Origin of the sequence: Alicyclobacillus pomorum DSM 14955 (assembly GCF_000472905.1) — a bacterium.
In the GTDB taxonomy this organism is placed as follows: Bacteria; Bacillota; Bacilli; order Alicyclobacillales; family Alicyclobacillaceae; genus Alicyclobacillus_A; species Alicyclobacillus_A pomorum.
Genome location: NZ_AXAR01000017.1, coordinates 1 through 13057 on the forward strand (window position 1 = coordinate 1; position 13057 = coordinate 13057).

The window sequence follows — 13057 nt, forward strand, 5'->3', positions numbered from 1 at the left end:
GAAGGATGTAACTCAACGCACAAGATGTGCGATGAGCATACATAGATGTCTGGTGGCAATGGCGGAGGGGAAACACGCGTACCCATCCCGAACACGACCGTTAAGACCTCCAGCGCCGATGATACTTGGGGCGGGAGCCCCTGGGAAAGTAGGACGCCGCCAGGCAAGAGAGCAAAAGAGCTCAGTGCTACACGCACTGGGCTCTTTTATGTAACGGGGCGTTAGCACTTATCTTGGGTTTGTGAAGTCTAGCCCGCAGGCACGTAATTTCTAACCTCTCACAACCTACCTATTGCATCATGTGGTTGCCTGATGTATTTTAGGACCAAGGTTAGCGTATTACTGCGGATGGCATGCAGGTATGAGCTACGTGATAGTTCATGTCTGCATTTTTTCGTCCATGGCGGCAAACGCTTACACTACAACAAAAGGGGGATGTTTATGCAAAACAACGGGAGCCTCTTAAAAGTCGTTCTCTTGATGGCTGTTATTTTCCTCATAGGCGCTATCCTATACTACTTGGGACTGCCCAGTGGGCTGAACGTGCCATTCCTGCTCTCTGTGGGGTACGGAATCCTATCCAATTATTCGGCCATCCTGGCCATTGGTCTGGCTGTGGCCATTGCGAGAGAAAACCAAGGTGCGGCTGGATTGGCTGCTTTCCTGGGATATGAGGTCATCATTCAAGGCGCGACGGCCATTCAAAACTCCATCGACGCGAGTGATAAAAGCGCGTTTGTTCTTGTTGCTGGACTTATCTCTGGTGTACTTGCCGGCTTAATGTACAACAGATTCTACAACACAAAACTGCCCAGTTGGCTTGGATTCTTCGGCGGCCGTCGCTTCGTTCCAATGGTCACAGCCTTTGCTTCACTGTTCATCGCGTTGATTCTTGGACACACCTGGCACTAATTCTTTTGATGCTCAGGCGATAAAGGGGGATACTCATGCTCGGTCAACTACAGAGAATTGGCAAGGCGCTCATGTTGCCGATTGCCGTCATGCCCGTTGCGGGCCTCTTGCTGCGGTTAGGGCAACCGGACACGTTGAATATACCGTTCATGGCGGCTGCGGGGAATGCGGTGTTCAACTTCCTACCGCTTCTCTTTGCGATTGGTATCGCGGTAGGGTTCGCAAGAAACAATCACGGGCTCGCCGGTTTAGCTGGATTTATCTCGTATCAAATCTTGTCCTGGGGCGCCGTTGCCATCAACAAGGATAACAACCTGAGTTATCTGGGAGCCATCATTTGCGGCCTGTTAACAGGTTGGTTGTTTAACAAGTTTAGTGAAATGAAATCTCGGTCAAGGATGCTCGAGTACATCGGTGGTGGACGCGGACTCGCCGTCATTCTGATTTCTATTTTGTCCATTGTACTTGCCATTGTGGCTGGACTCATTTGGCCTTACGTACAAGACCTATTTAATGCGCTCGGTAAGTGGCTGGGCGAAACGGGCGCGATAGGCGCCGGGTTCTACGGTTTGTTCAACCGCTTGCTCATTCCGCTTGGTCTCCACCACGTCATCAACACGTACATCTGGTTCGTATATGGAACCTACCACGGCCCACACGGTGTCGTGACGGGTGACCTCAGCCGCTTCTTTGCGGGCGATCCGCATGCTGGCGGCTACATGGCAGGTATGTTTCCTATCATGATGTTCGGCCTACCAGGTGCTGCATTGGCGATGATTCTGGTCGCCAAGCCGGAACGACGCAGCGTTGTCGCGGGTGTTCTGGGGAGCGCTGCATTCACCGCATTTCTAACCGGTATCACCGAACCGATTGAGTTTGCATTCATGTTCCTTGCGCCCGTGCTGTTTGTATTCCACGCGGTGCTCACTGGTGTCTCGATGTTTGTGTGTTACGCGCTGGGTATTCGCGACGGGTTTACGTTTTCGGCCGGTGTGATTGACTATGTGTTGAATCGAAACTACGCGACCCATGGCTGGTGGATCATCCCCATCGGCTTGGTCTTTGGCGTCATTTACTTTGTGGTGTTCTACTTTAGCATTAAAGCGTTCGATATCAAGACCCCTGGACGTGAAGACGAAGACGCGAGTGGGCCGGTAGGCGGCGGATTCATCCTTGATGAATATCAGGTTGCGGGTGACCCCGAACAGCGCACAGATTCAGCAACCTCTGCGAAAGCAAACCCGATGTCTGTTCAGGCCAAGGGGTATGTGGAAGCGCTCGGAGGAGCGGATAACATCGTGGAAGTGGAAGCGTGCACGACGCGCTTACGGCTCAATTTGAAGGACGTAAGCAAGCTGAATGAGGCTCAGTTGAAGGCCCTTGGTGCCAGCGGCGTAATCAAGCTGAATCAGCACAATGCGCAGGTCGTCGTGGGTACCATCGCCGATACGCTTGTCGACGAAATGAAGCAGCACATGTAATGGATCAAGGACTGCATAAAAAAGGGCTGTCCGAGCGGGTGGTTTACAATACCCGCTTGAGACAGCCCCGTTTCATATTGTCGAACTTAGCCTTCAATCAACAGAGATTCCGGATCTTCGACGAGTTCCTTGATCTTTGCGAGGAACTGAACGGCTTCCGCACCGTCGACGATGCGGTGATCGTATGACAGGGCAATGTACATCATTGGCCGAATCTCAACTTGTCCATTCACAGCGACCGGGCGCTCCTTGATGCCGTGCATACCCAGGATACCCACTTGTGGCGCATTCAGGATAGGCGTAGACATCAAGGACCCGAAGACGCCGCCATTGGTAATGGTGAACGTACCGCCTTGCAGGTCTTGGAGGCTGAGTTTGTTCTCGCGTGCGCGTTTCGCCAGCGTGGCAATCTCGCGTTCGATTTCCGCAAAGCTCAACCGATCCGCGTTCCGTACCACCGGAACGACCAAGCCTTGTTCGGTCGCGACGGCGACGCCGATGTCGTAGTACTTCTTGATGATGATGTCTTCGCCTTGAATTTCTGCATTCAGCAGCGGGAATGCTTTCAATGCACCAACGGTAGCCTTGGTAAAGAAGGACATGAAGCCAAGGCCAACGCCATGCTTCTCCTTGAATGCTTCCTTGCGGCGCTTGCGAACTTCCATGATGGCGGTCATGTCGACTTCGTTGAACGTGGTCAACATGGCAGCGGTATGCTGCGCTTCGACCAAACGCTTCGCGATGGTGCTGCGGCGACGAGACATGCGCACGCGCTCTTCTTCGCGGAACGACCCCTTGTTCACAATTGCGGGCGCAGCCGGTGCTGGGGCCTTCGGAGCTGCAGGTGTAGCAGCAGGTGCACTTGCACTCGGCGCCACATGGGCCAGAAGATCTCGAAGTTCAATGCGCCCGTTTTCGCCGGTACCCTTCACTTTATTGATGTCCACGCCAAATTCCAGCGCAGCCCGACGGATTGCAGGGGTTGCCCGGACTGGACCATTGGACTCTGCTTCCGGCGCTGCCGTGGGCTGAGCTGCAGGTGTTGGCGCAGGCGCAGCGGCAGGAGCCGAGGCAGCCACTTCTTGTGCTGCAGGCGCAGCGGCAGATGCTGCAGCCGGCGTAGGAGCGGACCCAGCAGCGCCAATCACAGCCAGCGTCTCACCAATCGCCACGGTGTCTCCGGTTTGTTTTGCAATAGACTGCAGCACACCTGCTTCGTCGGCAATGACTTCAATATTCACTTTATCCGTTTCGAGCTCGACGAGGGCTTCGCCGGCATCGACAGTATCGCCCACTTTTTTCAACCATGTCCCCACCGTTGCTTCGACGATGGATTCGCCTAACTCTGGAACTTTCACTTCACTCACTGTGACAGCCTCCCTCACTGTAAAACAGCAGATAATGTTGGTTGCAGTGCTTCGTCGAGAATGCGAGCTTGTTCCGCATTGTGTGCATGTGCGTGACCTTCAGCCGGGCTGGCTTGTTCTGGACGACCGACGTAGCGCAACTTCACCTTCGCAGGCAGCAGGGCTTGCAGTTTCGGTTGCATGTAGGTCCATGCGCCCATGTTCTCCGGTTCTTCCTGCAGCCAGACGATTTCTTTCAATCCCGGGTACTGCGCGATGACATCTTGCAACTCTTCTTCCGGGAATGGGTAGAGCTGCTCGATACGAGCCACGGCCACCCACGTGAGGTCTTGTTCAGACTTTTCCATCGCGTTTTCGAGGTCTACAGCCACTTTGCCGCTGCATAGGATTAACCGCTTGATGTCTTTCGCTTTCAAGGCGCGAGTGTCGCGCAGAATCGGTTCGAAACGGCCTTCGCTGAACGCGGTGCCGTCCGACATCGCCTTCTGATTGCGAAGCAGGCTCTTTGGCGTCATGATGACGAGCGGACGAGCGGTTTTACCCAGTCTTGCCGCTTGCAGACGAAGCAAGTGGAAGTACTGCGCTGCCGTCGTGACGTTGGCCACCATCCAGTTATTCTGGGCTGACAGCTGCAGATAGCGTTCCAGGCGAGCGCTGGAGTGCTCTGGGCCCTGTCCTTCGTATCCGTGCGGCAGCAACAGCACCAGACCAGACGACTGTCCCCACTTGGAGATGCCGGCAGAGATGAATTGGTCAATCAGAACTTGCGCTGTATTGGCAAAGTCGCCGAATTGCGCTTCCCACATGACCAGCGCGTCTTTGGCGTATACCGAATAGCCGTATTCAAAGCCGAGCACAGCTGCTTCCGACAGAGCGCTGTTATACACCGCAAACGAAGCCTTTGCTTGTGGCAGCGCCTGCAGTGGAACGAATTCTTTGTTTGTGTTCACGTCATGCAACACGAGGTGGCGATGGCCGAACGTGCCGCGTTCTGAATCCTGACCTGTCAAGCGAATGGGTGTGCCGTTCGCCAAAATGGTGGAGAACGCCAGGGATTCTGCCAGCGCCCAGTCCACTTTCCCGCCTTCGTCCAACGCGTTGCGGCGACGCTCCAAGATGCGTTTCAGCTTTGGATAGACCGCGAAGTCGGACGGGAACGTGAGCAAGGCCTCGTTAATTTTCTTGAGTTCCTCAAGCGAGACGGGTGCAGGGGCAACGTCTGAGACCGCCCATTCGGTAAACGGAACGTCTTCCTCGACCTCGCCGACTCTTGCGTACGCTTCTTTCAGCTTTTGTTGGACTTCTGCTTCCATCGCCGCTGCGTCTTGCTCGGACAACACGCCTTCAGTCTTCAGAGCGTTCGCATACAGCGTGCGAACCGTCGGGTGTTCGGAAATCTTCTTGTAGAGCAGCGGTTGCGTCGGAGATGGGTCATCTCCTTCGTTGTGACCCCAGCGACGATATCCAATGAGGTCAATCAAGAAGTCCTTGTGGAAGCGTTCGCGGTACATGTGCGCCAGGCGAATCGCTGTCAGGCACGCTTCTGGGTTGTCTGCAGACACGTGCACCACAGGGATTTCGAAACCTTTCGCGAGATCGCTCGCGTACCGGGTGGAGCGGCCCTCGTCTGCCTCAGCCGTAAAGCCAAGGTGGTTGTTGGCGATGATGTGAATCGTGCCACCCGTCGAGTAGGCGCGCAGTCGAGACAGGTTCAACGTTTCAGCAACGACGCCTTCCCCAGGGAATGCTGCGTCACCGTGAATTTGTACCGCAATCGCCTTTTGCACATCTTGCGAGGGTGCGCCGCCGTGCGTGCGGTCGTCCTGCGCTGCGCGTGTATATCCTTCAATCACCGGGTTGACGAATTCCAAGTGACTGGGATTGTTTGCGAGTGTGATGCGGACTTCCACTTGCGTGCCTTCGCCAATCACGCGGTTCGCACCCATGTGGTATTTGACGTCGCCCGTCCAACCGTGGTTGATGCCCGTGGAACCTTCCGACGGAACCAGGTCTTTGTTTGGCGATCCGTGAAATTCTGCAAAGATTTTTTCGTACGGTTTGCGAAGAATGTGTGCAAGTACGTTCAGGCGTCCCCGGTGGGCCATGCCAATCATCACGTTGTGCGTACCTGCGGAAGCCGACAACTCGACCAGTTTGTCGAGCATCGGGACCATCGCGTCAACGCCTTCAATGGAGAACCGTTTTTGACCGGCAAATGTGCGATGCAGGAACTTCTCGAACGATTCCACTTCAGTCAGGCGATACAGGAGTTGGCGTTTTTCTTCTGGAGAATAAGGTCTGTGTAATTCATCGGACTCAACGACTTGATCCAGCCACTTGCGCTCTTCCACATCCGTGACCTGGTTAAATTCATAGGCCAAATCGCCAGTGTAAATCGCTTTCAGCCGTTTGACGGCGTCCAAGCCCGTCCGGACATCTTGTGGCGCGTTGGGCCAAATCATGGACGCGGGAATCGACGCCAAATCAGCTTCGGTCAACTGGTACTCGGCCAGTTCCAGAATGGGAACCGGAGTGGGTTCGGAGAGCGGATCGATATGAGCCGCCAAATGGCCGTAGTTGCGGATGTTTCGTACGAGTTCCGTCGCTGCGACTAGACGGCGCGCGAAATCCGGGCTCAGGACACTGCTCGGTACGTTTGCTGCGAGCGGTGCGTCGCCTGCGGATCCGCTGCCGACAAAGTCCGCCGGGTTGCCGAATTGGTCAAACAGCGCACGAGTTTCCTCATCAACCGAGGTTGGGTCTTGTAAATATTGCTCGTAAAGCTCGAGAATGTAGCCACGATTGGGACCGTGAAAATCCTGCCAGAACTGTGCTCTGGTCGTTGTTGCTGCATTGTCCCCCACAGTGCAACCCCTCTTTGCTGTCACATTTTGTTGTATATGAACGAATAAATACTCCGGCCTTCTTTGATCCTACAAGGTAGCGCACGCGTGTTCCAATGCCGGATTTCGATGAACTGTATCACAAAGTGAGAATGAAAGGAGGCACGGAAATCGGGTATGTTAAGACCAAAAGCACCCATGGACAAGAGTGGAGGTAGATATCATGTATGAACGGAGCGTTGTTGTATTACTCCGCCAGGGATTGCATGCTCGTCCGGCGGCTGAGTTTGTCAAACGGGCAAACACATTCAGAAGCCAGATCACGGTTACGAAGGACGGTAGGTCCGTGGATGCCAAGAGTATTCTTGGGCTCATGGGATTAGCAGCGGGTCACGGAAGCGAGATCACCATCAGTGCCAACGGCACGGACGAAGAGCAGGCCGTCGAGACGCTTGTACAACTGGTCTCCCAAGAAGGATAGGCCTTAGGGCACATGTTGTGATAACGGATTCGGCCGGAAGCATCGACGTTGTTTCTCCAAGCTTGCCTGACAAACGCCGCCCTGTCGGCAGGCGATTCTCCGCTGGTATTTGTCATGCGCCGCGCCCAGGCGGATAATATATCGTGGTGGTTTGCCCCCGGCATCCACGACAAACTTACATACAACGGGTGGCGTATGCATGGTCAAATTGGAAGTACAAAAGCGGATTATCGAGAGGGCATTCAAGAAACATCCCCTCCCTTTCGATGTGGAACAGGAGACGTTTCGTTGGACGGGAAGTACCAAAGTCACAAGTAGACAAACCGAACGAACGTATGAAATCAACGTGGACATTTCCCTGAAGCCGAATAAGCGGCTGTTTGGAGAGGTGTCTGCTTGTTTGTGCAAACCAGAGGGGGTTCGGTTTGAAGACTTGGTGATAGTGACCATGATTGATCCGAAAATCCAGGGGACCATTCGGCTCACTGGATTGCCGAGAGCAGATGAGTCGCATGACTTTGCGAAATTCGTCAAAAAGGTGAGTGAGGCAGCGGAGAAGTAACGTGGCCGTCAAAGTTCGCTTAGCAATTTGCAAAATCACTAGACTACCACTGGTTCAGCACAAACCATCGCGTTTGTGTGCTGAACCATTCCAAATGGAATTTTGCAAGACGCATCCCGGGTCTGCTGAGCGACGCCAGTGGAATCTTGTACATCGCTGTAATTTGGAAGTTATTACAGCGCATCCGAACGTTCAGATAAGGAGGAAATTAGGGAGAATCGAAGAATATTTATAGTTGAAGGGATACAATTGGAAATTGTCTGACAGTGAGAGGATATGTGTTGTGGATATGAAACACAGGGATCATGAGTGGAGGAAAATCCATATAACTCCGGTGAAACAAAGGGTATTCTACGTCCTTATTGGCTTAATGTGGATATTTTTTTCTGGATGGTTGATGACGCACTGGGTACAGTATCCTGTCACTGTATTTGGTTTGTGGATTTTCGGAACCGTAGTCGTACCGGTGGTTCTGCTCATCCTTTTCCGACAGCACAAAGCATTGCGCGATACGCGCGAGGAATACAGGTTGTTTGTTGAGCGCATTCGACAACCGATTTTGATTCACGGTGATGGCATCATTCTCGATGCCAATCGGTATGCCGTGGATCTTTTTTGTGCGCGCAACAAAGAGGAACTCATTGGGAAGCCTGTCTTTGACTTCGTTTGTCCGGAATATCGCGAAGTTGTACAGGAGAGAATTGGTCGATTGAAGCAAGGCATCGCTACGGATGCTTTGGAGGAACAGATTCTGACACTGACTGGAGAGGTTCGGGTCGTCGAGATTGTTGGCGTGCCCGTGACGTATAATGGTCGACCAGCCATCAAATGCATGATTCGGGACATGACGCAACGGAAGCAGACGGAGGAGAACCTCAAGCGCGTGGCGGAGTTGTTTCGCTTAATAGAACAAAACATGACTGATGCGATAGCTGTCATGAACGTGGATGGAACCGCAGAGTATATTTCCCCGTCACACACACATTTGATTGGTCGTCACCTCGTTGCAGAAGGTGGAAAATATATTTCCGAAGCTGTGCATCCAGATGATTTGCCGCGTATCAAAACATTGTTTCAAGGACATAGTCCATTCCGGACGGAGTGCCGTGTGAAGCATGCATCGGGCCGGTGGATCACGGTAGAAATGAGTGGGGTCCCGGTCATCGATGAGCAGCAGAACGTGAGACGCATGGTGTTGGTATGTCGGGACATCACGGAGCGCAAAGAATCTGAAGCGATGTTGCGAAAGTCGGACAAGCTGGCAGCGGTCGGAGAGTTGGCCGCAGGCGTGGCGCACGAGATCCGGAACCCGTTGACCGCCTTGAAGGGATTTACTCAGATCCTGCGGGCCAAGGCATCGTCCCACGACCTGCCCTTCTACGAGATTATGCACAGTGAATTGCAGCGTATCGAGGTGATTACGAATGAACTCCTCATGCTTGCAAAGCCTCGAGAGTGCAAATTCAAAGCGGTTCAGGTGGTCTCCATCGTACAGGAGGTCATCACCCTTTTGAGTTCACGGGCGGTCCTGAACAACGTACAAATTCACCAGGAGTTTGAGCAGAACACGCCGATGGTCCAATGCGATGAGAACCAGTTGAAACAGGTATTCATCAATGTCATCAAGAATGCCATCGAGGCGATGCCTCGCGGTGGTAACTTGTATGTGAGGATCCAGTCGCAGGGAGACAGGGTGTACTTGGAGTTCGTGGACGAGGGGAATGGGATTGCAGCCGAGCATTTGCCCCTGATTGGACAACCGTTCTTCACCACTAAGGAAACCGGTACGGGGCTTGGTCTGATGGTCAGTTATAAAATCATTCAAGGCCATGGCGGCACGATGGACATTCAAAGTCAAGTTGGGTCTGGGACCACCGTGACCATCTCGCTTCCTGCTGTCACGATGGCTTCTGACCAACTACGGAATCACACTCGTGAAAACTTCGTCAATACAGATTCCTTCGGCATCGCTCAATGAGCTGTCCAGGGGCTTGTACAAAGATGCTTCGGTGGATGGTCTTTAGCGCTTTCCATGTTGGAATGAGCGATTGCAATTGGCTTGCCATAAGAAATACCCCGCTGCTCAAGCGGGGTATTTCTTATTCTCTCCTAGGCGTCCTGCTGTTTCAGGGGAGTGGAAATCGGAACTAACCCTTTCGGTAGTACCCAGTAACTGGCGGCAATGGCGACCAGTCCTACAAGGGTGATAAGGGTAGCGATGATGGGCGTGGTACACACCACTCCTATCAGTACGGCGACTGTGACCACGCAGGAAACCAACGCGGAAAAGGTCACACCACCGCGCTTCATCCTGCTCACCAGCAGCAGGATCCACACGAGAATGACCGTGTAGCCGGGGAACACCATTAGATCTTGAAACGTCTGTCCTTTTGCAAAGAACGCCACGATGACACCTACGTACAGAAACAAGGTGCTGCAGAGCAGTGCGCGTACAGGTACTTTACCTCGTGAAAGTCGGGCCAAAAACTGGGGTGCCTGACCGTGCACAGCTTGTGCGTAGAGAATGCGGGATGCTGCGTACATTCCTGTATTGACCGCAGATAGGACAGCGGTGAGCAGGACTGCGTTCATGATACTCCCGACGTAGGGAATGCCAACCGCGCGAAAGACTTGGACAAACGGGCTCTCCGTAAATCCCAAGGTATTCCACGGAACGAGGCTTACGATGACGAGAATTGGAAGCACGTAAAACAAAATTACGCGAAGGATGACACCGCGAACCGCCCGCGGAATCGTTCTTTCGGGGTCCTGCGTTTCACCCAGAGTCATACCAATCATTTCAACGCCACCAAAAGAAAACATCACCACAAGCATGGCTGACAATAAGCCACTGACTCCATGCGGAAATATCCCACCGTGTCCAAGCAAATTCTGCGCAGCTTCGTGAGGGTGTCGACCCAATACCAATACGGAACCGAGGACAACAAATAGTACGAGTGTGGCAATCTTTACGCCTGCCAACCAATACTCCATCTCCCCGTAGATTTGAACGGGAAATAGGTTCGCGATGGTCATGATGAGAGACATGACAAGTGCAAGAACCCAGAGTGGAACGTTTGGCAACCAATATTGCATGAACGATGCAGCTGCGGCCATTTCTGCGGCCATGACCAGAACCCAGTTGACCCAGTACAACCAACCTACGCTGTACCCTGTAAATTTGCCCAAAATCGGTTCCATCAGGTCGCGCAAGGTCCTTGCATTCGGTTGGCTTACGGCCAGCTCCGCCATACTTTTCATCACGATATACAGAATCATTCCGCCGATGAGATATGGAATGATTACGCCCGGCCCTGCCAGTCCAATGGACGAACTACTCCCTTTGAAGATTCCAGACCCGATGGTTCCGCCAAGTGTCAGCATCATGATGTGACGAGGCTTTAACCGCCTGTCCATGTCAGATTTGATGTCGCTCATGTTGTCTCCTTCCCACATTGAGGCACGTCATTGCCGTGTCAAAGATGCCCCTTTATCGCTGTTATGCTTTTGTGCTTTTATGCAATAAAGTGAGTGTATGAGGAGAGATAGGTTTTGTCAAATGGACAATCGTGGGCTGAACGCAGAATAGCTCCAGCACGCAAAGCGAATAATGATCTTCGGCTTCAAGAACGGACAGAACTGCACTGTGTGCGCCGCAGCGTAAGGAGTTGTTGGACATGGACTATGAACAAGCAGAACGTCGCATCATGGAGCGAGCATATGAGGGAATCAGCCCTTTCGAGTTTCGGAACCAACTCATCCGTCTCGCGAAAGAGGGAGAGAAGAAAAGTGCACGAGCAATGCTGGACGCAGGCCGGGGAAACCCAAACTGGATTGCGGCGACACCCAGGGAGGCGTTCTTCGCATTAGGGTACTTTGCGGTTCAAGAAAGCCGCCGAGTGTGGGACGAGCACGACCTGGCCGGAAAGCCGAATGTCGCAGGGATTGCTGGCCGATTTCAGGACTTCGTACGGAACAACGAGCAGATGCCGGGCATGAAGCTCCTATATGACATCGTGGAATACGGGATACGGGAGAAGGGCTTTGACCCGGACGCGTGGGTCTACGAGTTGGTCGACGGTACGATTGGTGACAACTATCCGATGCCGGACAGGATGTTGGTGCACGTGGAAAAGGTGGTTCACGACTACCTGATTCAAGAGATGTGCAACCACGACACATCCTCTGGCAAGTTTGATGTGTTTGCGGTAGAAGGCGCAACGGCCGCCATGTGTTACATTTTTGACTCGCTTCTGGAGAACTACCTCCTTTCCTGTGGCGACAAGATTGCCATCATGGTTCCAATCTTCCCACCCTATGTAGAGATTCCGCATTTGGCACGCTACAACTTCGACGTCGTGCGTATCAAGGCGACAGGGATGACCGACGCAGGCATCCATTCCTGGCAATATCCAACGACGGAGTTGGAAAAGCTCAAAGATCCGTCCATCAAAGCGCTGTTTTTGGTGAACCCGAGCAATCCTCCCTCAGTGGCGATACAGCCGGAATCCGTGCAACAGCTGGTCGACATTGTGAAACAGCACAATCCGAATTTGATGATTATATCAGACGACGTGTACTGCACGTTCGCTGATCACTTCCGTTCTCTGATGGCGGACTTGCCATTCAATACGATTGGTGTGTACTCGTATTCAAAGTACTTCGGGGTGACGGGATGGCGTTTAGGCGTTGTGGCGATTCATGAACACAATGTGTTTGACCACCTACTGAAGCAGTTGCCGGAAGACAAAGTGGAGATTTTGAACAAACGCTACGCTTCGCTGACTCAGCACCCGGAAGGCATTCGATTTATCGACCGCATGGTGGCCGACAGTCGCCAGGTGGCGTTAAATCACACGGCTGGTTTGTCTACGCCGCAGCAAGTGCAGATGGCGCTGTTTTCTGTGTTTGCTCTATTGGACAAAGAGCAACGCTACAAGCAACTGACGAAGGACATTTGCCGTCGACGCAAGCAGCTTCTTTACGAAGGACTGGGATTGCCAGTACCGAACGTGCCATACGATGTCAACTATTACACGGAGTTCGACCTGGCCGAGTGGGCCAATGCGAAATATGGCAGCGCCTTCGCGGATTACTTGACGCAGCACTATGAGCCGGTGGATATTCTGTTTCGTCTGGCGGAGAACTCTTCCATCGTACTGCTGAGCGGGGGCGGATTTTACGGTCCAGAATGGTCCATCCGGGTCTCTCTCGCAAATTTGGATGACGACGCATATGCGCAGATTGGGCGCGAACTGCACACCGCGTTAGAAGGTTACGTTGACGAGTGGAGACGGGCGAACGGAGGCTAGGTCACTATTTCGCACCTTTCTTCCGCTACATAACGGAAATTAGATGCTGTTTTTTGCAATTGAATTCACCATTCCATAGGCATAAAATCAACTCTGTAA

At 53.0% G+C, this 13057-nt stretch carries 9 protein-coding genes and 1 rRNA gene; 7 read left to right on the forward strand and 3 right to left on the reverse strand.

The genetic code is table 11. The features are described 5' to 3' along the window. Positions 1-48 precede the first annotated feature (48 nt). From rrf to YWK_RS0114860, 3 genes are all read left to right on the forward strand, one after another. Positions 49-165, forward strand: a 5S ribosomal RNA gene (rrf, locus tag YWK_RS0114850). A gap of 276 nt (positions 166-441) precedes the next feature. Further along, positions 442-912, forward strand: a complete 471-nt coding sequence (locus tag YWK_RS0114855; RefSeq protein ID WP_026965415.1) for a PTS transporter subunit EIIC — start codon at positions 442-444, stop codon at positions 910-912. Positions 913-947: 35 nt separating this feature from the next. After that, positions 948-2393: a PTS transporter subunit EIIC gene (locus tag YWK_RS0114860; RefSeq protein WP_026965416.1), complete on the forward strand. Its 1446-nt coding sequence runs from the start codon at positions 948-950 to the stop codon at positions 2391-2393. Between the two features lie 86 nt (positions 2394-2479). On the opposite strand, the gene odhB is transcribed toward YWK_RS0114860, so the two are convergent. Both odhB and YWK_RS0114870 read right to left on the reverse strand, forming a co-directional pair. After that, positions 2480-3760: a 2-oxoglutarate dehydrogenase complex dihydrolipoyllysine-residue succinyltransferase gene (gene odhB / locus YWK_RS0114865; protein WP_026965417.1), complete on the reverse strand. Its 1281-nt coding sequence runs from the start codon at positions 3758-3760 to the stop codon at positions 2480-2482. A 14-nt stretch (positions 3761-3774) separates the two neighbouring features. Continuing rightward, the gene (locus tag YWK_RS0114870) at positions 3775-6624 is read right to left on the reverse strand and encodes a 2-oxoglutarate dehydrogenase E1 component (protein ID WP_026965418.1); all 2850 of its coding nucleotides are present in this window, start codon (positions 6622-6624) and stop codon (positions 3775-3777) included. Positions 6625-6826: 202 nt separating this feature from the next. On the opposite strand from YWK_RS0114870, the gene YWK_RS0114875 reads away from it, so the two are divergent. The 3 genes from YWK_RS0114875 (at position 6827) to YWK_RS20165 (ending at position 9624) form a co-directional block, all read left to right on the forward strand. Further along, positions 6827-7084, forward strand: coding sequence for an HPr family phosphocarrier protein (locus YWK_RS0114875; RefSeq protein ID WP_026965419.1), 258 nt, complete (start codon positions 6827-6829; stop codon positions 7082-7084). 199 nt (positions 7085-7283) lie between these two features. Continuing rightward, positions 7284-7646, forward strand: coding sequence for a hypothetical protein (locus tag YWK_RS0114880; RefSeq protein ID WP_026965420.1), 363 nt, complete (start codon positions 7284-7286; stop codon positions 7644-7646). A 397-nt stretch (positions 7647-8043) separates the two neighbouring features. Continuing rightward, positions 8044-9624 carry a PAS domain-containing sensor histidine kinase gene (locus tag YWK_RS20165; RefSeq protein ID WP_169727194.1) on the forward strand — a complete coding sequence of 527 codons (1581 nt, stop codon included), beginning with the start codon at positions 8044-8046 and terminating at the stop codon, positions 9622-9624. 131 nt (positions 9625-9755) lie between these two features. On the opposite strand, the gene YWK_RS0114890 is transcribed toward YWK_RS20165, so the two are convergent. Beyond that, positions 9756-11084 carry an amino acid permease gene (locus YWK_RS0114890; protein WP_026965421.1) on the reverse strand — a complete coding sequence of 443 codons (1329 nt, stop codon included), beginning with the start codon at positions 11082-11084 and terminating at the stop codon, positions 9756-9758. Positions 11085-11323: 239 nt separating this feature from the next. Here YWK_RS0114890 and aspD point away from each other — a divergent pair, with 239 nt between their 5' ends. Continuing rightward, entirely contained in the window at positions 11324-12958 is a 1635-nt protein-coding gene (aspD, locus tag YWK_RS0114895; protein WP_026965422.1) for an aspartate 4-decarboxylase, read from the forward strand. Positions 12959-13057: the final 99 nt, after the last annotated feature.

What these genes read in the sequence shown, in the direction of transcription:
- YWK_RS0114855 (WP_026965415.1), top strand. Translation starts at nt 442, where the DNA reads ATGCAAAACAACGGGAGCCTCTTAAAAGTCGTTCTCTTGATGGCTGTT.
- YWK_RS20165 (WP_169727194.1), top strand. Translation starts at nt 8,044, where the DNA reads ATGACGCACTGGGTACAGTATCCTGTCACTGTATTTGGTTTGTGGATT.
- aspD (WP_026965422.1), top strand. Translation starts at nt 11,324, where the DNA reads ATGGACTATGAACAAGCAGAACGTCGCATCATGGAGCGAGCATATGAG.
- YWK_RS0114880 (WP_026965420.1), top strand. Translation starts at nt 7,284, where the DNA reads ATGGTCAAATTGGAAGTACAAAAGCGGATTATCGAGAGGGCATTCAAG.
- YWK_RS0114860 (WP_026965416.1), top strand. Translation starts at nt 948, where the DNA reads ATGCTCGGTCAACTACAGAGAATTGGCAAGGCGCTCATGTTGCCGATT.
- YWK_RS0114890 (WP_026965421.1), bottom strand. Translation starts at nt 11,084, where the DNA reads ATGAGCGACATCAAATCTGACATGGACAGGCGGTTAAAGCCTCGTCAC.
- YWK_RS0114875 (WP_026965419.1), top strand. Translation starts at nt 6,827, where the DNA reads ATGTATGAACGGAGCGTTGTTGTATTACTCCGCCAGGGATTGCATGCT.